A 22,861-nucleotide genomic window follows, 5' to 3' on the forward strand; every position below is an offset into this window, starting at 1 on the left:
AACATTCATTCGCCGTTCAGTTTCGCCAGCCGCTCCGGCGTGCCGACGTCGGTCCAGTCGCCGCGATACACCTCGCCGCCAACCTGGCCGCGCGCAGCATGTTCGCGCAGTATCGGCGCCAGCTGCGCGGATTGGCCCGGCTGGATTGCGTCGAAGATCTCGGGGCGGTAGACGCCGATGCCGGAAAAGGTATAGCGCGGTTCGCCTTCGTTGGCGACGGAAAAGCTGTTCAGCGCAAAATCTCCGTTCGGATGGTGGGGCGGATTTTTGACCAGGTAGAGCCACGCCACATCACGCTTGTCGTGCGGATGCGGATTACCCCACATGTCATTGTCCTGCAGCGCATCCTTGACCTGTTCGTAATCGAAGTGCGGGCAATAGATGTCGGCGGCGATGGCAACAAACGGCTCTGCGCCCAGCAGATGCAGCGCCTTGGCAATGCCGCCAGCGGTTTCCAGCGCCGTGCCTTCTGCCGAGTAGGTAATGCGAGCGCCGTATTTCGCACCGTCGCCGAGCTCTTCTTCGATCATGTGCCCGAGGTGCGCATGGTTGATCACGATGTCGGTGATGCCGGCGCGCACCAGGTTCAGGATGTGCCAGACAATCAGCGGCCGGCCGCGCACCTTGAGCAGCGGCTTCGGACAGTGATCGGTCAACGGACGCATCCGCTCGCCGCGGCCCGCGGCGAAAATCATGGCTTTCATTTTGTTGCTTTCTGCAAAAAGGCAATCACCATAGCGAACACGGCGCGTACGGCGCGAAACGAGTTCTTTGCCGGACGCGCCGCGTTTGCCGTGGTGCCTATTTTATCTGGTGTCGTTAAAACGTATAGCCGACCTGCGGCGCCTTTTCTTCCAGTTCATCGAGCAGCCGGATCAGCGGCGCGAGCGCGTTATAGCGGCCGGCCGCCTTGCGCGTGTATTCCATCACCAGCGGCAGGTCTTTCAGGTAGCCGTCCTTGCCGTCGCGGTGGTACAGGCGCGCGAAAATGCCCAGCACTTTCAGGTGGCGTTGCAGGCCCATGAATTCGAAGTCGCGGTAGAACGCGTCGACGTCCGGGTTGACCGGCAAGCCGGCGCGCTTGGCGCGTTCCCAGTAGCGGATCGCCCAGTCGAGAACCATCTCTTCGTCCCACTGGATGTACGCGTCGCGCAGCAGCGACACCAGGTCGTAGGTGATCGGTCCGTACACCGCATCCTGAAAATCGAGGATGCCGGGATTGCCGGGCGCGATGACCATCAGGTTGCGCGAATGGTAGTCGCGGTGCACGTAGACCTGTTGCTGCGCCAAGTTGTTGGCGAGCAGGACCTCGAACACCTTGTTCAGGGTTTCGGTCTGCTTGTCCGACAGCGTCACGCCCAGGTGCTTGCCGATATACCAATCGGGGAACAGCATCAGCTCGCGCTGCAGCAGCGCGCGGTCGTACTCCGGTAGTACGCCCGGCTTGCTTTGCGCCTGGATCAGCACCAGGGCGTCGATCGCATCGAGATAAAGTTTGTGCGCCGTGTCGGCGTTCAGTCGATTCAGATAAGTCGTGGTGCCCAGGTCCGACAACAGCAAGAAACCGCGTTCGACGTCCTGTGCGAGTATCTTCGGCACCGACGCGCCGGTCTGGCCGAAGACCTCGGCAACATGGATGAACGGACGCACGTCTTCGTGCGGCGGCGGCGCATCCATGGCGATATAGGTGGAGCCGTCGGCGCCATCGACGCGGAAATAACGGCGGAAGCTCGCATCGGACGATGCCGGACGTATCGATTCGGGTAAAACCTTGATCGCTGGCGCTGTTGCCAGCCATTCATTCAATTGGGATAGGCGGAGATCAGAAGGATTATTTAAAGACATGAAACTACCTGGGTAATCCGGTTGGGATAGGGGTAGGGTAGGAAGGCTCCATTACTGGAACCCTCCCCCCGTAGAACCGTGCGTGCGACTTTCATCGCACACGGCTCGCGCATAACAAAAGCTCCTATGCAGGAGCCGGCTTAACAACTTGCAAACCAAGGCTATGCACCTTCCGATGACAATCCGGATGGATCAGGACGCGATTGCCGAGGGCATTGGAACCGCCATCGACTCGCCGGACAATATGGTGGTCATGCCATCCGGTATCGACATCCATCTCGTACTCGCAAAGAGCGCACAAGCCTCGTTGATCGGCGTACAGTTTACTCCACTCCTTTCGGTAACGCATGGTTTTGAGCATGCGTTCCTGTCGGAGCGTTTCGCCGTACATTTCCCAACTTTCATCATAGGGGTTGTAAGCCCCTTTGACTTTCTTGTGCCGCTCTATCGGCGTGCCAGACAACTGGTACAACTCAAGCATGCCTTTACTGCCATCTTTCAGGGGAATATCGGCCGTAAACACCCATTTTCGATCGCCGACTGGACGCCAATACCTCTTGCGAATCCAAGTTGCTTTCTTGTTTGGATGTCTCCGTTTTGCCCATCGCCAGAGCCTCCAGTGCAGTTGCCACTCCATGCATGAGAACGCCTTTTTAGCTACAACGGGGCTGTGATATTGCGCCCAGCCTCGCAGTATCGGATTCAACGCTCGAATTAAGTCCTCTTGCGTTGCCCCGAGATGGTCGTTGGTAACTTTCCTTGCCTTTTCGTAAAGCGCTTGCACGCTTTTCTTATTCGGCTTGATGAGAAGTTTTCCCGAATATTTTCGGAAATTCCACCCGAGGAAGTCAAAACCCTGATCGATGTGCACGGTTCGCGACTTGGCCACCGATAACCGCAATCCCCGCTCCGCAAGGAAAGCGTCTACCCATGACCTGATCTCGGTTTCCAGCAACTCTTGTGAAGTGCCAGTTACGACGAAATCATCGGCATACCGTATTACACCCACTTTCAGTTTCTTGGCCTTGGTGACACCCCATTTCGCCTCAAGATGCGCGAGCAGTTGCGTTTCCAAGCCGTTCAACGTCCAATTCGCCAATGCGGGAGAAATGACACCTCCTTGTGGCGTTCCCTCTGTCGTGGCGATCAACTGCCTGCGGTCTACCACCCCGCATTTCAACCATTTCCGGAGGATCGATTTATCCATGCATACATGGTCGATCATCCATTGATGGTTTATGTGGTCGAAGAAACCTTCAATGTCTGCATCCAAAATCCATTGTGCCGAAACTTTCCGGCATGTCTGGAGAAATATCTGCGACATCGCATCGGCGGTGCAGCGATTTTTCCTGAACCCGTACGAGTTCGGGTCGCTCACCGATTCCAACACCGGATCAAGGGCCAGCAGATACAGCGCTTGCATGGCCCTGTCACGCATGGTCGGGATGCCCAAAGGGCGCTCCTTTCCATTCGATTTCGGAATATAGACCCTTCGTAACGGCAAGGGCCGATACCAATGCTTCTTCAACCGGGCAATTGCCGCGTACTTCTTTTGCGGGGTATCCCACAACTCGCGGTCCACACCAGCGGTTTTCTTGCCTTGATTCTCAGTCACTCGTCTGACTGCCAGTGCTTTCGCACTAAACGAGCGGGTCAGCGTCCTTTGCAGGGCTTTCACCCTGCGCCAGTTGCCTTCCTGTGTTGCCTTCGCTATTCGGTTCTGCAAGACTCTCACGCTCTTCTGGACGCGCTGCCAATTGATGGCAGCCCAACCATTGGAGGCGTGCGAGGCTGCAGAACCGATCGAACTACGATCGTCGTTTTCCATGCTATACCTCGGATAGTTGATGCCCGCCGAGGACGCACCTTCCCCCCGAAGGGAGAAGCTGCGTCCCTTCGGGGCGGTGGAAAAGAAAACTTCGAACTACTGAGTCGAATACAGCCGACTACGACTGTTACACGTGATGGAAGTGGGCACCCTTTCAGGTCAGGGCAAATCTTGAACCCCTATCCGATCCGTTACAGACCGGCATTCGCTTTTTCCATCATCCTCTGCCCGCTCCTCCAACAGCTCCCCTTGCGGGTTGCCTGCCGCCTTCCGATGCTCTGAAAGGTTGGGCGGAGAATCGGGTTTACCACGTTCCCTGCAATACCAACACGTCCAATTGCGACGTGCTTAACCGTTTAGGGTCTGCCTCTCCCCCGGGGGTTATGTGACGACGTACTCCCAGAACTCACGAGAGTATCCAACCACCATACCTTTTGGTAAGGCCAACAGCAGCTTGGGCCAGACTATATTTACGAGGGTTCAGACGACAGTTCACATGTGTTACCCATGCGGTATTCACCTAGCCCCTTGATCGTTTGCTGCTAACGATCTCTGCCGATCCTTTCGCAAGAAATCGACACCATCAAAGTGGGGGTACATTGTCCTCAGGGCTTCCCACCCCGCCGTTACCAGCAACGCAGGCCTGAGTAGGTGACAAATGGTCGTACATTCGGTCGTGGCACCGATCATTCAACTTCGAATAATTAGGCACGACAAGGTATCGCAGAGCTTCGCGCTCTGTAGGTGATGATCCAAAGAATCAGAGCCGTCTGGTTGACCGGCTCGCGCTGACCTGCATCCCGGTAAGGTGAGGTCGACGAAGGTTTGATTCCCATCAAACAGCATGAGGAGCAACCCGTCGTCAGTACGCGACACTTTCCCCGCCTTGTGAGCAAATCCAAGACGGATAGCATCGAATCCACAGGTAAAACCTGTGGTCTCTCGGCACCCAACTTGGACCCATTGGGTGCCGTATCTGCTAGGGCTGGACAAGCCAACCATGAGAAGTTTCACTGAAATTCAAGTGGCTTCTCTCTCTAAGGGCCTGGAATTTATAGAGGGTCGGCGTCCTCTTGCTACTACTCGGTGACGCGATGTCACCTGACACAGCGCGATGCGTGTCGCACGAGTTCCCATATAATAAGGGATTCAACTCAAAAAATCGCCTGCCAGCTCCCCTTCTTTTCATGAACCGGTTCTCCGCCTTTCCCCCTTCACAACTTTTGCTTCGCATCCTGGCCGCAGCCCTTGCTGCCGCAGCGGTGCCGATGCTCGCGTCGGCGCAGGAGAAGCAAGCCGGGAAGGATGAAAAGGATGAAACGATGACCATCAGCGCCGAGCAGATGACGGGCCGGCCTGATCGGGAGGTGCATCTGGAGCGCGATGTCGAGGTGACACGCGGGCCGATGACGATCAATGCCGACAAGGCAACGTACAACATCCTGGACGATGAAGTCGATGCCGAGGGCAACATCCGCATGCGCCGCTTCGGCGACCGCTATACCGGCGACGAGCTGAAGCTCAAGATGGATACCGGCAAGGGGTATGTCACCAACCCGACCTACAGCCTCGAGCGCAACGGTGCGGCAGGCAGTGCGGATCGCATCAACTTCCTGACACAGGACCGGGCGACGGTGGTCGACGGCACGTACAGCACTTGCGAGGGGCCCGATCCGGACTGGTACCTGAAAGCCAGCACGTTGGACCTCGATTCCGGGCGTGATGTCGGCTTTGCGCGCACGGCTATCGTCTACTTCAAGGGTGTGCCGGTGCTTGGCACGCCGGCCATGTCGTTCCCGCTGTCGGGCGCGCGCAAGTCGGGTTTTCTGCCGCCGACCATCGGCACGACCAACAAGGGCGGCCTGGAAGTGACCGTGCCGTATTACGTGAATATCGCGCCGAACCGCGATCTCACTTTTTTCCCGAAGATATACGCCCAGCGCGGCATCCAGTGGGGGGGCGAAGGGCGCTACATGGGCGAGACCTACGTCGGGCAGACCAAGGTCGAAGCCTTGTTCAACGATCGGCAGACCAAGACCAACCGGTACGCGATCAGCTCGACCCAGACGCACAATTTTGCGCCTGGCTTCTCATATGTCTGGAATATCAACGCGGCATCGGACGATGAATATCCGACCGATTTCTCGCGCACCATTACCGCCAGCTCGCAGCGTTTGCTGCCACGCGACCTGGCATTGAATTATGCAGCCCCCAGTGGGTACTGGAGCGCTGTGGCGCGTGCGACGAATTACCAGGTTCTGCAGGATCCGCTAGCGCCGATTGTCAGGCCGTACGACCGCCTGCCGCAGCTGACGGTGCAAGCTACGCGCTTCGATGTGAACGGCTTCGATTGGAATCTGACTTCTGAACTAACGCGCTTCTGGCATCCGGAGCTGTTGCGCGGGGACCGGTTTGTGGTAAGCCCGAAAGTGGCTTATCCATTCATCCGGCCAGGCTATTTCTTGACGCCTCGCCTGTCGCTGAATGCTACGCGATACCATCTTGATAACGTACCTGCGGGCAGCGAGACGGAACTGTCCCGCGTCTTGCCGACCCTGTCGCTCGACGGTGGACTGGTGTTTGAGCGCGAAGCGCCGTTCTTCGGCCGCCCCATGACACAGACGCTGGAGCCACGCCTGTTTTATGTGTACACGCCATATCGCGATCAAAGCGCATTCCCGATTTTCGACACGGCCGAGGCTGACCTCAGCTTTGCGCAACTTTTCAGTGAAAACCGCTTTGTCGGCAATGACCGCATCAGCGACGCCAATCAGCTGACCGCCGCCCTGACTTCGCGCTACATCGAAGCGGATGGGGCGGAGCGCGTACGTATCGCGCTGGGACAGCGTTTTTACTTTACTGAGCAGCGCGTGACGCTGGGCGCGGCCCGCAACGATACCCGCTCCGACGTCCTGCTGTCGGCGTATGGGCGGCTGACTGCTGCGCTTAGTGCGGAAGGAAACCTGCAATACAGCCAGACCCAGCACAAGATGAGCCGATCCAATTTCGGCGCGCGCTGGAATCCTGCGCCCAAGAGCGTGTTGAACCTTGTGTACCGGCGCGACCTGCTGAACAATCTGGAACAGGCCGAGGTGTCGGGGCAATGGCCGCTGTCGCGCCGCTGGTACGGCGTGGGGCGTGTAAACTACTCGCTGCCGGACCGCACCGTCGCCGAGGGTTTGCTCGGCGTGGAATACAAGGCGGATTGCTGGGTGTTCCGCATTGTCGGCCAACGCATTCCGACATCGGCAGCTGCGGCGACCTCGGCGCTATTTTTCCAGCTTGAATTGAACGGATTAACGCGTCTGGGCTCGAACCCGCTGGATGTGTTGCGCACCAGCATTCCAGGCTATCAAGTGGTGAACCAGCCCAGTAATCCTTAACAAAGTTTCTTGAAATATGAACACTCTTCAGATTATGCGACTTGCTCGAAAATCGGCTCTTGGCACCAGGCTCGCCGTGGCACTGTTGTGCGCCAGCGTCGTGCCGCACGCCCCGGCCCAGACCAAGACGGCGAGTGCGCCGGCTGCGTCTGCGGTAAAGGCGCCCCGCATCTACCTGGCCGACGCGATCATCGCCGTGGTCAACAATGAGGTGATCACGCGCCAGGAACTGGTCGAGCGCATGCAGCAAGTCGAGCAGAGAATGAAGAACCAGGGCATCGCCCTGCCGCCGCAGCAGGAATTCCAGCGGCAACTGCTGGAGCGCATGATCCTCGATCGGGCGCAACTGCAGCTGGCAAAGGAATACGGCATTCGCGTCGACGACACCATGCTCGATCGCGCGATCGCCCGTATCGCCGAGCAGAACAAGATGACCGTGCCGGCCTTCCGCAGCCAGCTTGAGCGTGAAGGCACGCCGTTTGCACGCTTCCGCGAGGAGATTCGCGAAGAAATCATCATGCAGCGTCTGCGCGAGCGCGAAGTCGACAACAAGATCCAGATTTCCGAGTCCGAAGTCGACAATTACCTGGCGGCGGAGGCTGGCTCCACCCAGTCGCAGCAGGAATACAACGTCGCGCACATCCTGGTGCGTATCCCGGAAAACGCAACCGCCGAGCAGATCGCCGAGCGCCGCAAGCGCGCCGAAGGGGTGCTGCAGCAGTTGCAGGCTGGTGGCGATTTCGCCAAGCTGGCAGCCACCTATTCCGACGCCACCGACGCGCTCTCCGGTGGCGACCTCGGCTGGCGCGGCCCTGACCGCCTGCCGCAGCTGTTCCTCGACTCATTGGGCCCCATGAAGCAGGGCGACGTCTCTCCGATCATCAAAAGCTCGAACGGCTTCCATATCATTAAGCTCTCCGGCAAGCGCGGCGCGAGCGTGATGAAGACCGGAGCAGCCGTCGGATCGGTGCAGCAGACCCATGCCCGCCATATCCTGATCAAGACCAACCAGCTGGTCTCGCCGGCCGATGCGAAACGCAAGTTGGCCGAGCTGAAGCAGCGCCTGGACAACCATGCCGCGACCTTCGAGGAGCTGGCGCGGCTGTATTCCAACGATTTGTCCGCATCCAAGGGCGGCGATCTCGGCTGGATCTATCCGAGCGACACCGTGCCCGAATTCGAGCGTGCGATGGACGCATTGCAGCCAGGCCAGGTCAGCGAACCGATCGAAAGCCCGTTTGGCTTTCACCTGATCCAGGTGCTGGAGCGCAAGCGCGACGACGTGTCGCAGGAACGCCAGCGCCTAATCGCGCGTCAGGCGATCCGCGAGCGCAAGCTGGAAGAGGCGAGCCAGGACTGGCTGCGCCAGCTGCGCGACCGCGCCTACGTCGAATACCGCACCGACGTCAGCGATGCACGCTAAGTGCCGTTCATCGTGAGACAGCGCCCTACCATCGCGATCACCTGCGGCGAGCCTGCGGGCATCGGTCCGGAGATTTCCCTGCGCGCGGCCTGGGAGTTGCGCGCCGAAGTCAACAGCGTGCTGATCGGCGATGCCGCGCTGCTGTCGCTGATCGCGCGCGAGATCGATCCGGCCATCCGCCTGCTCGCCTTGTCGACACAAGCGCTGCGCAACAGCGGCTTGCCGACGCTGCCGCGCGACCAGATCGCCGTGATCGATTGCCCGCTGGCCGAGCCGGCCGTGCCCGGCAAGCTCGACAAGCGCAACGGCAAGGCAGTACTGCAGACGCTCGACGTGGCGATCAAGGCGACGTTGCACAATCAGTTCGACGCCATCGTCACTGCGCCGCTGCAAAAAAGCACGATCAATGACGCGGGCGTGGCCTTTACCGGCCACACCGAGTACTTCGCCGAGAAAACCGGCACATCGCAGGTGGTGATGATGCTGGCCGGTGGCATGCCGCTGCTGCGCTTGGCGCTGGCGACGACGCATCTGCCGCTGAAAGACGTGCCGGCGGCGATCACTTTCGACAGCCTGGCGCGCACGCTCGATATCGTGCATCAGGATTTGATGAGCAAGTTCGGCATCGCCAAGCCCCGCATTCTGGTCACCGGCCTCAATCCGCACGCCGGTGAAGGCGGCTATCTCGGGCGCGAAGAAATTGATGTGATTGCGCCGGTACTGCAGGCGGCGCAGGCGAAGGGGATTGCCGCCAGCGGCCCGTATCCGGCCGATACGCTGTTCCAGCCAAAGTATCTGGAGCAGGCCGATTGCGTGCTGGCGATGTACCACGACCAGGGCTTGCCGGTCCTGAAGCACGCAAGCTTTGGCCGCGGCGTCAACATCACGCTCGGGCTGCCCCTCATCCGCACCTCGGTCGACCACGGCACGGCGCTCGACCTGGCCGCCGCCGGCCTGGGCCATGCGGATCACGGCAGCATGATTGAAGCGATCAAGGTTGCGGCCCAGATGGCCGCAGCGTCTTCCCAGGGGCGCTGAGTCCGGCGCGAACAATATTCAATGAAACATATTCCACGCAAGCGCTTCGGCCAGAACTTCCTGACCGACCAAGGGGTTTTGTACGACATCATCCGTGCCATCGATCCACAACCCGACGACACGATGGTCGAGATTGGGCCGGGTCTGGCAGCGATGACGCGACTTTTGCTGGAGTCGCTGTCACGGCTGCACGTCGTTGAGCTCGACCGCGACTTGGTCGCGCGCCTGCAACGGAATTTCGACCCGGACAAGCTTGTCATTCATGCCGGCGATGCGCTCCAATTCGATTTCGCATCGATTCCCCGGGCGGAAGGCAAAAAGCTGCGCGTGGTCGGCAACCTGCCGTATAACATCTCCAGCCCGCTCTTGTTCCATCTTGCGCAGATCGCGCCCCAAGTGCAGGACCAGCATTTCATGCTGCAAAAGGAGGTGGTCGAGCGCATGGTCGCCGAGCCGGGCAGCAAGGCGTACGGCCGCTTGTCGGTCATGCTGCAGTGGCGCTATCACATGGAACTGTTGTTTGTGGTGCCGCCCACCGCGTTCGACCCGCCGCCGCAGGTCGATTCCGCCATCGTGCGCATGATTCCGCTGGCGCAGCCGCTGGCATGCGATGTGGGCAAGCTGGAACAGGTGGTGACGAAGGCGTTTTCGCAGCGGCGCAAGGTGCTGCGCAATTGCGTGGCCGGCATGTTCAGCGAAAACGAACTGATCGATGCCGGCATCAATCCCCAGGCACGGCCAGAGGAAGTGCCGATGGAGCAATTCGTCGGGCTCGCGAATCGGTTACCATAAGCGCTGGCTGCATGGCGAAAGTGTCAATGCAGCGCCACATCCCTTGATTTTTATTACTGTTCGGACACTCTGATGCTAGAATCCGCGCTCCGACACACATGGAGAAAGCATGAACAAAACTGAACTGATCGACGCTATTGCAGCCGATTGCGACGTATCCAAGGCCGTCGCCCAACGCGCTCTCGAATCGTTCGTCAACAACGTGGTGAAAGCGGTTGCCGACGGCGACACCGTGCAACTGGTTGGCTTCGGTACGTTTGCAGCAGGCAAGCGCGCAGAGCGCACCGGCCGCAATCCGCGTACCGGCGAAGAGATCAAGATTGCAGCCGCCAACACGGTGAAATTCTCTGCAGGCAAGGCATTCAAGGACGCAGTGAACAAGTAAGTTATTGCATTACCCGCATTCCGGCGACGGCGCTCCATCGAGCCCGTCGCTCCCGCCTAGCGCTGCCTGCCCTTGCAGAGGGCGTTTCCGCCAGCCTGCCCCGTTATTCTTTTCGTTCGATTAACTCGATTTTGTAGCCATCCGGATCCTGCACGAAGGCGATCACGGTGCTGCCGCCTTTTACCGGACCAGCCTCGCGCGTCACCGAGCCGCCTTGCGCCTTGACGTTTTCGCAGGTCGTATATGCATCGTCCACTGCAATGGCGATATGGCCGTAGGCAGTGCCGAGTTCATACTGGTCGACGCCGTAGTTATAGGTCAGTTCCAGTTCAGCATGCTCGGGATTGGTGCCGTAGCCGACGAAGGCCAGCGTGTATTTTTGTTCCGGGCGGTCGGTGGTGCGCAGCAGTTTCATGCCGAGCACCTTGGTGTAAAAGTCGATCGATCGCTGCAGGTCGCCGACCCGCAGCATGGTGTGCAGTATGCGCATGCTGGTTTCCTTTCATGAACGCCGGTCGCTCAAAATTCCGGCAGGGTGTCCGGGCCGCTGGCGCGCAATACGCGCCTGGCTGCCTCGAACTCGGGAAATATGGATTGTACGGTAGCCCAGAAGCGCGGGCTGTGATTCATCTCGCGCAGATGTGACAGTTCGTGCGCGATCACGTAGTCGATCATTGGCAGCGCGAAATGGATCAGCCGCCAGTTGAGCCGGATCCTTCCATCCGCGGTGCAGGAACCCCATTGCGTGGTTGCTGATGACAGGGCGAACGCGCGGTAGGTGACGCCGAGCCTGGCCGCATAGACGGGCAAGCGTTCGGCGAAGACGCGCCGTGCCTCCTGCTGCAGCCAGCCCTGCACACGGTCCTTGAGCTGCTGCTCGCTTGCGTCCGGCGGCAGGCTGACAATCAGCTCGCGCAAGGCGTCACTGTAGGCGACGCCAGCGGCTTGCGCAGCAAGGATGCGCAAGGTGATCTGCTCGCCGAAATAGGGCAGGGTCGCGCCGTCGCGCCATTGCATGTGCGGCTGCAGTCGGCGCGCAGAGCGCTCGCGCCGTTCGCTGAGCTTGGCAAATATCCAGCGCCGCTTTTCGTGAATGGCGCTTTCGATTTCCGCCAGCGGCACCCAGCGCGGCGCAGTGATGCGCAAGCCGTCCTCGTCGATGAGAAAGCCGATCGAGCGGCGCTTGGAGCGCAGCAGGCGGTATTCGAGCACATGCTCGCCCACGCGGATATGCCGTTTCGCGCGCGACGGCGCCTGGGAGGAGGGCGTGCCGGGCGCTAGCTGCAGTTCCGGCGGGGCCGGCTGGAAAATCGGCTGTGGTGACGGCGACGCAGCCGGCTGGTCGCCGGCTGCTTTCGGCTGCGCGTCGGGCGAAAAGAAATCGAGCTGCAGCGTGAGCTGCTGCGGATCAGGCGGAGTCTGGCGACGCAGCTTCAAGTGTGTTGGGAATCGAGCTTTTGGAGTAAATGCCGGGCGAGGAAATAACGCGCATTTCCGATTCTATCCACTTTTCCACTTCCTGGATCAACGCCTGCTGCGTCTTTCCTTCCGGTGAAATCGGCTTGCCGATCGAGACCGTGATCAGGCCCGGCTTCTTGATGAAGGAGTTCTTCGGCCAGCACTCGCCGGCGTTCATCGCAATCGGCACCACCACGGTGTTGGTCTCGATCGCCAGGCGCGCGCCGCCGGCCTTGTATTTTCCCTTTTTGCCGACGTACGAGCGGGTACCTTCCGGGAACATGATGATCCATTGACCGCCCGCCAGCCGCTTTCTGCCGTGCGCGACCACCTGCGCAAAAGCGTCGCGGGTCTTGCTGCGGTCGATCGGAATCATGCGCATCAGCGCGATGGCCCAACCGAAAAATGGAATGTACAGCAGTTCTTTCTTGAAGACGTAGACCAGCGGGCGCGGCATCGCATACAGGAAGAAGATCGTTTCCCAGGCCGACTGATGTTTCGACAGCAGGATGGCCGGCGCGTCAGGCAGGTTTTCATAACCCTTGAACTGATAGCGCATGCCGCACACGACTTTTCCGGCCCAGATCACGAACCTGTTCCAGAAGCTGGTCAGGAAATAGCGCTGGTTATAGGGCAGCGGCGCGAACAGAAAGCATATCGGCGCCCAGATGATGGTGGCGACCACCATCAGCAGCACGAATACGAGCGAACGCAGGAACAAGACAAAACGTGACATTGGGTCTCCAGAGGTTGGGCGAGTGTGGGTGCGGCTTATGCCGCAGCAGCCACTTCGGCATTCGTTTTTAGCAGATGGTCGACGACCGCGGCGAGGTCGGCATGCACGGTAGTCCCGGGCGGCAGGCCGCCCTTGGCGAGCGTCTTTTCGCCCTTGCCGGTCCGTACCAGGTAAGGCGTGCAGCCGACGATGAAGCCTGCCTGCAGGTCGCGCAGTGAATCGCCCACGGTCGGCACGCCTTTCAGGCTGACGTCGAAGCGCTTGGCGATTTCCAGAAGCAGCCCCGGCTTGGGCTTGCGGCAGTCGCAGTTGTCGTCGGCGGCATGCGGACAAAAGAAGATCGCGCCGATATCGGCACCGACCTGTCTTGCCGCCTGATGCAGCTTCTGGTGAATGGCGTTCAGGGTGACGATGTTGAACAGCCCGCGCGCAACGCCGGACTGGTTGGTCGCCACCACCACGCGATAGCCCGCCTGGTTCAGGCGCGCGATCGCTTCCAGCGATCCCGGGATCGGAACCCACTCGTCCGGCGACTTGATGAAGTTGTCGGAATCGTGGTTGATGACGCCGTCGCGATCGAGAATGATCAGCTTCATGCTCAGCCCTGTTTCGTGCTCAGTTTCGTATTTACGTAGCCAGTTTCGAGATATCGGCTACCTGGTTCATCATGCCGTGCAGATCGGACAGCAGCGCGACGCGGTTGTTGCGCAGTTCCAGGTCCTCGGCCATCACCATCACGTCGTTGAAGAAGGCGTCGACGTCGTTGCGCAGATGCGCGAGCGACTTGAGCGTGCCGGTGTAGTCGCCCTTGGCAAAGGCGGCGTCGACCTGCGGCCTTAACTGCACCATCGCGGCGTACAGGCGTTCTTCCGCGACTTCCTTCAGCAATGCCGGCTGCACCGCGGCACGCGCGCCTTCGCTCTTCTTGAGGATGTTAGTGATGCGCTTGTTGGCAGCTGCCAGCGATTCGGCTTCCGGCAATGCGGCGAATGCGTGCACGGCATCGAGGCGTTCGATGATGTTGTCGAGGCGTTCAGGGTTCTGAGCGACGACCGCTTCGATTTCGTTCGGCGTGTAGCCGCGCTCGCGCAGCAGGCCGCGCAAGCGGTCGAGCATGAAGGCAGTGACTTCTGCGGTCGCTTCCTTGAAATTGGCGTTGCCGGCGAATAGCTGCGCCGCATCCTGCAGCAAGCCGTTCAGGGGCAGCGGCAGGCGTTTTTCCACCAGCATGCGCAGTACGCCCAGCGCGTGGCGACGCAGCGCGAACGGGTCCTTGTCGCCGGTCGGCTGCAAGCCGATGCCCCAGATACCGACCAGTGTTTCCAGCTTGTCGGCCAGTGCCACCACGGTGCCGGTGGCGGTCGACGGCAGCGCATCGCCGGCGAAGCGCGGCTGATAGTGTTCTGATGCGGCCAGTGCGACTTCTTCCTGCTCGCCGTCGTGACGGGCGTAATAGGTGCCCATGATGCCCTGCAGCTCGGGAAACTCGCCGACCATGTCGGTCAGCAGGTCGGCTTTCGCCAGCAGCGCGCCGCGTTCGGCCTGCGCGACGTCGGTATTCAAGGCCGCGGCGACTTTGCACGCCAGGGTTTTCACGCGCTCGGTGCGCTGTGCCTGTGTACCCAGCTTGTTGTGGTACACCACGTTGGCCAGGCCGGGCAGGCGGTCCGCCAGTTTCTTTTTCTTGTCCTGCTCAAAGAAGAATTTCGCATCGGACAGACGCGGGCGCACCACGCGCTCGTTGCCGCCGATGATGTGCTGCGGGTCGGCCGTTTCCAGGTTCGACACGATCAGGAAGCGCGAACGCAGGCGGTTGCCGGCATCGGTCAGCGCGAAGTATTTCTGGTTGGTCTGCATCGTGAGGATCAGGCATTCCTGCGGCACCGCCAGGAAGGATTCCTCGAAATTGCATTCATAGACGACGGGCCATTCGACCAGCGCGCTGACTTCGTCAAGCAGCGACTCCGGCATCAATACCTTGTCGCGGCCTGCCTTGTCGATCAAGGCGGCACGGATTCGTTCCTTGCGATCGGCGACCGACGCGATGACCTTGCCGTGCACTTCCAGCGTCTCTGCGTAGGCATCGGCATGCGAGACGGATAGTTCGCCTTGCGACAGGAAGCGGTGGCCCAATGTGGCGCGTCCTGCGGACAGGCCGAGGATGGCGACCGGCACGACTTCGCCGCCGTGCAGTGCGATCAGCTTGTGCGCCGGGCGCACGAATTGTACGGTAGTGCCGTCCGGGCGCTGGTAGCTCATCAGTTTCGGAATCGGCAGCTTGGGCAGCGTTTCTTCCAGTGCTGCCTGCAGGCCGTTGTGCAGCGTCGAACCAGGCGCGGTGTAGGTATAGAAAAAGCTTTCTGCCTTGCCGTCGGAGGCGCGCTCCAGGTCGCTGAGCTTCAGGTCGGGAAAGCCGAGCGCGGCCAGCTTCTTTGCCAGCGGCGCAGCCGGATTTCCTTCCTTGTCGAGCGCCACCGCGACCGGCAGCACTTTTTCACGAATCGATTTATCCGGAGAGGTTGCACTTACCTTGCTGATCGACACCGCCAGCCGGCGCGGCGTTGCATAGGCAGTGACGACGGAGTCGGCTTCGACGAAGTCGCGCGACTTCAAGCCATTGAAAATACCGGCGGCAAACGAGTCGCCCAGCTTGGCGAGCGCTTTCGGCGGGAGTTCTTCGGTAAGCAGTTCGACTAACAGTGTTTGGTTCATGTTTTTCGCAGTGATTCCGGCATAAGCCGTAATCCAGTGGCTTTATGGTTTTTTAAGGACGCCCCACCTTGATTCGGGACGACGGCTCAGGCGGCTTTGCGCGCGTCGCCGCACATCGGGAAGCCCAGCTTTTCACGCGACTCGTAATAGGCATGCGCCACGGCGCGCGACAGGTTGCGGATGCGGCCAATGTAGGCAGCGCGTTCAGTCACCGAAATCGCGCCGCGCGCATCGAGCATGTTGAAGGTGTGCGCCGCCTTCAGGATCATTTCATAGGCGGGCAGCGCCAGCGGCACTTCCATCAGGCGCTTGGCTTCCGCTTCGTAACTGGAGAACAGCGAGAACAGGAATTCGGTATTCGAATGCTCGAAGTTGAAGGTCGACTGTTCGACTTCATTCTGGTGGAACACGTCGCCGTAGGTCAGGCGCTTGGTGACGCCATGCTCTTCCCACTCGGTCCACACCAGGTCGTAGACGTTTTCCACGCCTTGCAGGTACATCGCCAGACGCTCGATGCCGTAAGTGATTTCGCCCAGCACCGGCTTGCAGTCGAGGCCGCCAACTTGCTGGAAATAAGTGAATTGCGTGACTTCCATGCCGTTGAGCCACACTTCCCAGCCGAGGCCCCAGGCGCCCAGGGTCGGGTTTTCCCAGTCGTCCTCGACGAAGCGCACATCGTTCTGCTTCAAATTCAAGCCCAAAGCTTCCAGCGAGCCGAGATACAGGTCGAGAATGTTTTCTGGTGCCGGCTTCAATACCACCTGGTATTGGTAGTAGTGCTGCATGCGATTCGGATTCTCTCCGTAACGCCCATCTTTCGGGCGACGCGACGGCTGCACATAGGCGGCGCGCCACGGCTCCGGTCCGATGGCGCGCAGAAAGGTCGCGGTATGCGAAGTGCCCGCGCCGACTTCCATGTCGTACGGCTGCAGCAGGGCGCATCCTTGCGCATCCCAATACTCTTGCAGCTTGAGAATGACTTGTTGAAATGTGAGCATCGTTTGGTTGCCTTTCCGTCCGGCGAAATATTATTTTTTTGCCTGGGCGAAAGTTAATGGGGGAAATTCGCCAAAACCCTAGATTTTAGCGGTTTTTGTGGGGGCTATGCGGATTGTTACGACGAGTCCGGTGCATGACCCAGGCGGTCAACAGGAGGGCAATACACAACGCCACGGTCACGGTGTTGCCGTAAAGGCAGTATGGCGTCAAGCCTTCATACCCCTGGACGTCGGTGCTCAAGACGCCCCGTTCGAATGGCTGCAGTTGTGCGACGATGTGTCCCCGGGCATCGATGACGGCGGTTGCCCCGGTATTGGTGGCGCGCAGCATCGGACGACCAGTCTCGATCGCACGCATTTGTGAGATCTGCAAATGCTGAGGTAATGCAATGGAATCGCCAAACCAGGCGATATTGGAGAGATTCAGCAGGATCGTTGCCTGAGGGATTTTTTTTGCTTGACCTGCCCGCAGTTGGGCCGCGATTTCTTCTCCAAACAAGTCTTCATAGCAAATATTTGGCAGTACATGTTGGTCGCGCACCGAAAACGGTGCCTGCAGCAAGGCGCCGCGCGTGAAATCGCCCAAGGGAATATGCATCATGTCGACGAACCAGCGCGCCCCCAGTGGGATGAATTCGCCGAACGGCACCAGATGGTGCTTGTCGTATCGGTAGGGAGCGGCCATGGCGGATGGCGACAAGCCGATCATGCTGTTAGCGTACTGCATGGGGCCGTCCATCACGGGAATGCCGAGCGCGACATGGCTCGCCGATTTGCGTGCAAATTCTTTCAGCTTTTCCAGATAATCCGGCGGCAGTTGGCTCGACAGCAGCGGAATCGCGGTTTCCGGAGTGGCGATCAAGTCTGCCCGCTGCGCGCTGATCATGTCGTAATACAAGGACAGCGTCGCTTCGATGTGCTCGGGAGCGAACTTCATTTCTTGCGGAACGTTACCTTGAAGCAGGCGCACTGAAATTGGCTGGCCATGCGGCGTTGTCCAGGAAATGGTTTTCAAGCCGACTCCGACCGCGCAAAGCCCCGCTGCCAGCAGCACGGGCAGTCTTTTTGCCGGCAGTAATGCCAGGCAGCCAGCCATGATGCCCGCCACCAGTGCCAGTCCGTACACGCCGATGACAGGGGCAAAGCCTGACAGCGGCCCGACGCTGTGGGCGTAACCCGAACTTATCCACGGAAAACCGGTAAATATCCAGCCGCGCGTCCATTCGGCCAAGGCCCACAGCGGTGGAAAGACCAGCAGCAGCGACGCGCCCGCGCCGAGCGACCAGCGCTGCCGCAGCCATGTCGCGCCGCCCATGGCCATGGCCGCCAGCGCACCCAGCAAGAACGCCAGCACAGCGACGGCAAGCGCCGCCATCCATCCGGGCATACCGCCATAGCGATGCATGCTGATGAATAACCAATGCGTGCCAGCCGCCAGCCAGCCGAAACCGTAAGCCCAGCCGATGAATGCGCCGTGCCGGACGGATGCCTGCGACAGCGCCAGCCGGAACACCAGCGCCAGGCTCAGGATCTGCAGCGGCCACAGGCCAAAGGGCGCAAAGGCGAAAACATTGAGCGCCCCCGCGCTCAAGGCGGCGAGCATGGACAGGGAGAATGTCGGGAAGGGGAGGGCAGACTTTTTCACGCGGATATTTTTTTGAGTCACGGCAGAGTGCCGACCTTGTCACTCCTGCTCCTACAGGGCGGCGCCTGCAGAAAATTCTGCCAGTGCAGGGAACGGATCAACGCAGCATCGGTTCCCGCCTGCGCGGGAATGACAAGGACAAGGCGGCTGTCGTGCCTTATTCAGACGCCGACAGCTGCCGCCTCCATCGCGGTACGCTTGTTATTAAGAAAATTCTTCCTGTGCCGGCTGTGGCAGTTTTTCCACCAGCAACACGTGCACCTGACGCGCGTCGGCGCGCAATACCTCGAAGCGCACGCCGGCGATATCGAACACATCGCCTTTGCGCGGCACGCGGCCGAGATGGTTGGCGACGAGCCCGCCGATGGTATCGACATCCTCATCCGAGAAATTGGTGCCCAGCGTTTCGTTGAGCTGTTCGATCTCGGTCAGGGCCTTGACCCGCCAGCGCAGCCGGCGCATGCCGTCCTTCACGGGCAGGATATTGTCCTCTTCCTCGTCGAAATCGTATTCATCCTCGATGTCGCCGACGATTTGCTCCAGCACGTCCTCGATCGTGATCAGGCCCGCCACGCCGCCATATTCGTCGACCACGATGGCCATGTGGTTGCGGTTGGAGCGGAAATCGCGCAGCAGCACGTTGAGCTGCTTCGATTCGGGGATGAACACGGCCGGTCGCAGCATGTCGCGCACGTCGAACGATTCTTCCGCGTAGTAACGCAGCAAATCCTTGGCCAGCAAGGTGCCGATCACCTTGTCGCGGTCGCCGTCGATGGCCGGAAAGCGAGAGTGCGCCGTCTCCAGCACCAGCGGCATCCATTCCTCGATCGGCTTGGTGATATCGATGACGTCCATCTGCGGGCGCGGCACCATGATGTCGCGCGCGGACAGGTCGGACACCTGGAATACGCCTTCGATCATCGACAGCGCATCGGCGTCGATCAGGTTGCGCTCATGCGCGTCGTGCAGGATTTCGAGCAGCTCGGCGCGATTCTCGGGTTCGGGGGAAATCAGGGCGGTCAGGCGTTCAAACAGTGACCGGTGCGGTTTGGTGTCGAGGTATTTAACACCACCAGGGTGATCTTGCATATGGCAAAAGCCGTCGTTGGGAAGGCTTATAGCATACAACAAATGCGGGCCGAAACCCACCAATGTGCCTGATAAGCCTTGTCAGGACGTTAATTTCCTGAATAGGGATTGGCTTGGCCCAGCTTGGCGAGGATCTCCACTTCGAGCTGTTCCATTTCCGCCGCTTCCTCGTCCGTTTCGTGGTCGTAACCCTGGGCGTGCAGCACGCCGTGCACCACCAGGTGCGCGGCATGCGACTCGACCGACTTGTTTTGCTCGGCCGCTTCGCGCTGCAGCACGTCGGTGCACAGGATGATGTCGGCTTGCGTGACCTCGCTATCTTCGTCTTCGGTATAGGCGAAGGTCAGCACATTGGTAGCGTAATCCTTGCCGCGGTAGTCGCGGTTCAGCGTCCTGCCTTCGTCGGCGTCGACGAAGCGGACCGCCAGTTCGGCCGGCGCGAACAGCGCAGCCTGTATCCAGCGCCGCAACTTGCTGCGCGTAATCGATTCTTTCAGGCGGGGATCGGGATACTGGATGGAGAGGGAGAGCTTATTTTCTTTCGGCATTTCTGATCGATGCGCTTTTTGGCGTGGCTGCGTCGTATGCGTCGACGATGCGCGCCACCAGCGGGTGGCGCACTACGTCGGCGCTGGTGAAATGAGTGAACGCGATGCCGCGCACTTTCTTGAGGATGTGAATCGCGTCGACCAGGCCACTTTTCTGCGTGCGCTGCAAGTCGATCTGCGTGATGTCGCCGGTGATGACAGCCTTGCTGCCAAAGCCGATACGCGTCAGGAACATTTTCATCTGTTCCGGCGTGGTGTTTTGCGCTTCGTCGAGAATGATGAAGGCATGGTTCAAGGTGCGTCCACGCATGTAGGCCAGCGGCGCAATCTCGATCACCTGCTTTTCGAACATCTTTTGTGTCTTGTCGAAACCGAGCAAGTCATACAGAGCGTCATACAAAGGCCGCAGATAGGGATCGACTTTTTGTGCAAGATCGCCCGGCAGAAAGCCGAGTCGCTCCCCGGCCTCGACCGCCGGGCGCGTCAGCACGATGCGCTTGACTGCATCGCGCTCGAGCGCATCGACTGCGCAGGCGACTGCCAGGTAGGTCTTGCCGGTGCCGGCCGGGCCGACGCCGAAGCTGACGTCATGCTCCAGGATCGACTTGATGTACTGGTTCTGGTGCGGCGTGCGGCCGCGCAAATCGTGACGGCGGGTTTTCAGCTCGGGACTGACGTCTTCTTCAATCTCGTTTGCTTCCTTGGCCGCTCCGTTGCCCTGCTTGGTTGCATTATGCTCGACCAGGGCCAGTTGCACGTCTTCCACGGAGATGGCTTGGTCGGCGACTTGATAAAAATTGTCGAGCAATTCAACGGCGCGATCGGCATTGCCGCCATTGACGATGAATTTTTCGCCGCGGCGGAAAATCGTGACGTCAAGTGCGGCGGAAATCTGCCGGAGGTTTTCATCCATCGGGCCGCATAGATGCGCGAGCCGCTTGTTGTCGAGTGGCTCCGGGATGAAGTGCTTGGGTTGGGCTGGAATTTTGGATTTCAAAATCGGAATGAAGGATCTCTTGAGAGTCAATCTTTAATGACAAGTTCGCCGCGCAGCGAATTCGGATAGGCGTGCACGATATTAACGTCGATAAATTGCCCGATCAGGCGCTGCGCGTGGGGGCCGCCGTCAAAATTGACCACGCGGTTGTTCTCCGTGCGACCCTGCAATTCGGTCGGATCTTTTTTCGACGGCCCTTCCACCAGGATGCGTTGCTTGCCGCCGACCATGCTTTCGCTGATCTTGCGTGCATTCGCCTCGATCGTTGCCTGGAGGTGCTGCAGGCGTTTCAATTTCACTTCGTGCGGCGTGTCATCCGTCAGGTTGGCCGCCGGCGTACCGGGGCGCGGGCTGAAGATGAAACTGAAGCTGTGGTCGTAACCGATATCGTTAATCAGCTTCATCAGGGCATCGAAGTCGGCATCGGTTTCGCCCGGAAAGCCAACGATGAAATCGCTCGCCACCGAAATGTCGGGGCGGATTTCGCGCAGGCGCCGGATCACCGATTTGTATTCCAGCACGGTATAGCCGCGCTTCATTGCCGCTAGGATGCGGTCGGAACCATGCTGTGCCGGCAGGTACAAGTGATTGACCAGCTTCGGCACTTTCGCGTAAGTGTCGATTAAGCGTTGCGTGAATTCCTTCGGGTGGCTGGTGACGAAACGGATACGCTCGATGCCGGGGATCTCCGCGACATATTCGATCAAGAGCGCAAAGTCGGCGATTTCGCCATCCGCCATCGCACCACGATAGGCGTTGACGTTCTGTCCCAGCAGCGTGATTTCCTTCACGCCTTGCTCGGCCAGGCCGGCAACTTCGGTAAGCACATCCTCGAAGCGGCGCGACACTTCTTCGCCGCGCGTGTACGGCACCACACAATAGCTGCAATACTTGCTGCAGCCTTCCATGATGGACACGAAGGCGGTCGCGCCTTCCACCTTGGCCGGTGGCAAATGGTCGAATTTCTCGATTTCCGGGAAGCTGATATCGACTTGCGCACGACCAGAGCTGCGACGCTGGCTAATCAATTCCGGCAAACGGTGCAGCGTCTGCGGGCCGAACACAACGTCGACGTAAGGCGCGCGCTTGACGATCGCTTCGCCCTCTTGCGACGCGACGCAGCCGCCGACACCGATCACCAGGTCTGGCTTGGTCAGCTTCAGCTCACGCAGGCGACCGAGGTCGGAAAATACCTTTTCCTGTGCCTTCTCGCGCACCGAGCACGTGTTCAGCAGGATCACGTCGGCCTCTTCCGGCGTATCGGCCTTCACGACGCCTTCGGCGGCATTCAATACATCTGCCATTTTGTCCGAGTCGTACTCGTTCATCTGGCAGCCGAAGGTCTTGATAAATACTTTTTTCGGCATGGAATTATCGGGACTGACTGTTAACTTGATTTGCCAGCGGCTGGCTTGCTTCGTCCGCGTTCAGGATCCAGACGCGGTCGATTTCGCCTTCTGCATTTTCGGTGTAATTCACCGGTAAATCATTGCCGCGCAGCGAAGCCGGCATCTCGATCAGATTGTCCTGATTCCAGATGCGCGCGCCGGCCGCCAAATGACGCAACCGGCCATTCAATACGATTTCCGGATGGGGCGCCGGCGACATGGTGCCGCGCTGCACATTTTGCGGAAAGGGGCGTTCGAATGCATGCGCCGGAAGCACGCCCAATATCGATAGAAAAACGATGAGGAAGGGGCGACGCCACATTCTCATACCCCCGTGTAGTCGAAAGCGCGAAACGCGCACAGAGAAAAATGGTGAGACTCGGCGCAGTTGCCAGTGAACTGCATCTGCGGAATCCCGCATCGCTTTACCCGGTAACTGCATGATTTTATTACGGGAAAGGCATGCGAATTATAGCACTGCCGCTTTCTGTCAATCGCAAGAGACACACCGATGTGGCTAGATGGTGAGAAATATTTCTTCGTAGCTCTATACGAGAAGAGTGCCATCCACGCTTTGTATTTTTTGTATTTTTTCA

Annotated in this window: 20 protein-coding genes; 5 read left to right on the forward strand and 15 right to left on the reverse strand. The window is 59.5% G+C overall.

The genetic code is table 11. From position 1 onward, the window contains the following. Nucleotides 1–5 precede the first annotated feature (5 nt). The 3 genes from murU to ltrA form a co-directional block, all read right to left on the reverse strand. On the reverse strand, nucleotides 6–704 hold the full coding sequence (gene murU / locus TSA66_RS11135) for an N-acetylmuramate alpha-1-phosphate uridylyltransferase MurU (RefSeq protein ID WP_040040078.1): 699 nt from the start codon (nucleotides 702–704) through the stop codon (nucleotides 6–8). Between the two features lie 115 nt (nucleotides 705–819). After that, a complete protein-coding gene (locus tag TSA66_RS11140) occupies nucleotides 820–1,845 on the reverse strand; it encodes an aminoglycoside phosphotransferase family protein (protein ID WP_040040079.1) in 1,026 nt (341 codons plus the stop codon). Between the two features lie 124 nt (nucleotides 1,846–1,969). Next, on the reverse strand, nucleotides 1,970–3,673 hold the full coding sequence (ltrA, locus tag TSA66_RS11145) for a group II intron reverse transcriptase/maturase (RefSeq protein ID WP_040040080.1): 1,704 nt from the start codon (nucleotides 3,671–3,673) through the stop codon (nucleotides 1,970–1,972). A gap of 1,187 nt (nucleotides 3,674–4,860) precedes the next feature. On the opposite strand from ltrA, the gene TSA66_RS11150 reads away from it, so the two are divergent. The 5 genes from TSA66_RS11150 to TSA66_RS11170 all read left to right on the forward strand — a co-directional run bounded on the left by TSA66_RS11150 (nucleotide 4,861) and on the right by TSA66_RS11170 (nucleotide 10,694). Further along, on the forward strand, nucleotides 4,861–7,056 hold the full coding sequence (locus TSA66_RS11150) for an LPS-assembly protein LptD (RefSeq protein WP_052452244.1): 2,196 nt from the start codon (nucleotides 4,861–4,863) through the stop codon (nucleotides 7,054–7,056). A gap of 34 nt (nucleotides 7,057–7,090) precedes the next feature. Beyond that, nucleotides 7,091–8,479 (forward strand): peptidylprolyl isomerase, encoded by a 1,389-nt coding sequence (locus TSA66_RS11155; protein WP_232429563.1) that lies wholly within the window; start codon nucleotides 7,091–7,093, stop codon nucleotides 8,477–8,479. Nucleotides 8,480–8,491: 12 nt separating this feature from the next. After that, entirely contained in the window at nucleotides 8,492–9,517 is a 1,026-nt protein-coding gene (pdxA, locus tag TSA66_RS11160; RefSeq protein ID WP_040042452.1) for a 4-hydroxythreonine-4-phosphate dehydrogenase PdxA, read from the forward strand. Nucleotides 9,518–9,538: 21 nt separating this feature from the next. Further along, a complete protein-coding gene (rsmA, locus tag TSA66_RS11165; protein ID WP_040040083.1) occupies nucleotides 9,539–10,309 on the forward strand; it encodes a 16S rRNA (adenine(1518)-N(6)/adenine(1519)-N(6))-dimethyltransferase RsmA in 771 nt (256 codons plus the stop codon). Between the two features lie 109 nt (nucleotides 10,310–10,418). Beyond that, the gene (locus tag TSA66_RS11170) at nucleotides 10,419–10,694 is read left to right on the forward strand and encodes an HU family DNA-binding protein (RefSeq protein WP_040040084.1); all 276 of its coding nucleotides are present in this window, start codon (nucleotides 10,419–10,421) and stop codon (nucleotides 10,692–10,694) included. 103 nt (nucleotides 10,695–10,797) lie between these two features. On the opposite strand, the gene gloA is transcribed toward TSA66_RS11170, so the two are convergent. The 12 genes from gloA to TSA66_RS11230 form a co-directional block, all read right to left on the reverse strand. Continuing rightward, nucleotides 10,798–11,184: a lactoylglutathione lyase gene (gene gloA / locus TSA66_RS11175; protein ID WP_040040085.1), complete on the reverse strand. Its 387-nt coding sequence runs from the start codon at nucleotides 11,182–11,184 to the stop codon at nucleotides 10,798–10,800. Between the two features lie 29 nt (nucleotides 11,185–11,213). Next, on the reverse strand, nucleotides 11,214–12,131 hold the full coding sequence (locus TSA66_RS11180; RefSeq protein WP_040040086.1) for a M48 family metallopeptidase: 918 nt from the start codon (nucleotides 12,129–12,131) through the stop codon (nucleotides 11,214–11,216). Next, on the reverse strand, nucleotides 12,103–12,888 hold the full coding sequence (locus tag TSA66_RS11185; protein ID WP_040040087.1) for a lysophospholipid acyltransferase family protein: 786 nt from the start codon (nucleotides 12,886–12,888) through the stop codon (nucleotides 12,103–12,105). The genes TSA66_RS11180 and TSA66_RS11185 overlap by 29 nt, the downstream gene beginning before the upstream one ends. 35 nt (nucleotides 12,889–12,923) lie before the next feature. Beyond that, nucleotides 12,924–13,484, reverse strand: coding sequence for a D-glycero-beta-D-manno-heptose 1,7-bisphosphate 7-phosphatase (gene gmhB, locus TSA66_RS11190; RefSeq protein WP_040040088.1), 561 nt, complete (start codon nucleotides 13,482–13,484; stop codon nucleotides 12,924–12,926). Nucleotides 13,485–13,515: 31 nt separating this feature from the next. Next, nucleotides 13,516–15,600: a glycine--tRNA ligase subunit beta gene (gene glyS, locus TSA66_RS11195; RefSeq protein WP_040040089.1), complete on the reverse strand. Its 2,085-nt coding sequence runs from the start codon at nucleotides 15,598–15,600 to the stop codon at nucleotides 13,516–13,518. Between the two features lie 86 nt (nucleotides 15,601–15,686). Continuing rightward, the gene (gene glyQ, locus TSA66_RS11200) at nucleotides 15,687–16,598 is read right to left on the reverse strand and encodes a glycine--tRNA ligase subunit alpha (RefSeq protein ID WP_040040090.1); all 912 of its coding nucleotides are present in this window, start codon (nucleotides 16,596–16,598) and stop codon (nucleotides 15,687–15,689) included. An 85-nt stretch (nucleotides 16,599–16,683) separates the two neighbouring features. Then, nucleotides 16,684–18,201 carry an apolipoprotein N-acyltransferase gene (gene lnt / locus TSA66_RS11205; protein ID WP_084199486.1) on the reverse strand — a complete coding sequence of 506 codons (1,518 nt, stop codon included), beginning with the start codon at nucleotides 18,199–18,201 and terminating at the stop codon, nucleotides 16,684–16,686. A 246-nt stretch (nucleotides 18,202–18,447) separates the two neighbouring features. Further along, the gene (locus TSA66_RS11210) at nucleotides 18,448–19,332 is read right to left on the reverse strand and encodes an HlyC/CorC family transporter (protein ID WP_040042454.1); all 885 of its coding nucleotides are present in this window, start codon (nucleotides 19,330–19,332) and stop codon (nucleotides 18,448–18,450) included. An 89-nt stretch (nucleotides 19,333–19,421) separates the two neighbouring features. Further along, the gene (ybeY, locus tag TSA66_RS11215; protein ID WP_040040091.1) at nucleotides 19,422–19,880 is read right to left on the reverse strand and encodes an rRNA maturation RNase YbeY; all 459 of its coding nucleotides are present in this window, start codon (nucleotides 19,878–19,880) and stop codon (nucleotides 19,422–19,424) included. Continuing rightward, entirely contained in the window at nucleotides 19,864–20,877 is a 1,014-nt protein-coding gene (locus TSA66_RS11220; protein WP_040042455.1) for a PhoH family protein, read from the reverse strand. Before TSA66_RS11220 ends, ybeY begins: the two co-directional genes overlap by 17 nt. Nucleotides 20,878–20,903: 26 nt before the next feature. Continuing rightward, nucleotides 20,904–22,244, reverse strand: a complete 1,341-nt coding sequence (miaB, locus tag TSA66_RS11225) for a tRNA (N6-isopentenyl adenosine(37)-C2)-methylthiotransferase MiaB (protein WP_040040092.1) — start codon at nucleotides 22,242–22,244, stop codon at nucleotides 20,904–20,906. A gap of 4 nt (nucleotides 22,245–22,248) precedes the next feature. Further along, nucleotides 22,249–22,707: a hypothetical protein gene (locus TSA66_RS11230; protein WP_232429452.1), complete on the reverse strand. Its 459-nt coding sequence runs from the start codon at nucleotides 22,705–22,707 to the stop codon at nucleotides 22,249–22,251. Nucleotides 22,708–22,861 lie beyond the last annotated feature (154 nt).

The sequence above is a fragment of the Noviherbaspirillum autotrophicum genome, from assembly GCF_000818395.1.
Classification (GTDB): domain Bacteria; phylum Pseudomonadota; class Gammaproteobacteria; order Burkholderiales; family Burkholderiaceae_D; genus Noviherbaspirillum; species Noviherbaspirillum autotrophicum.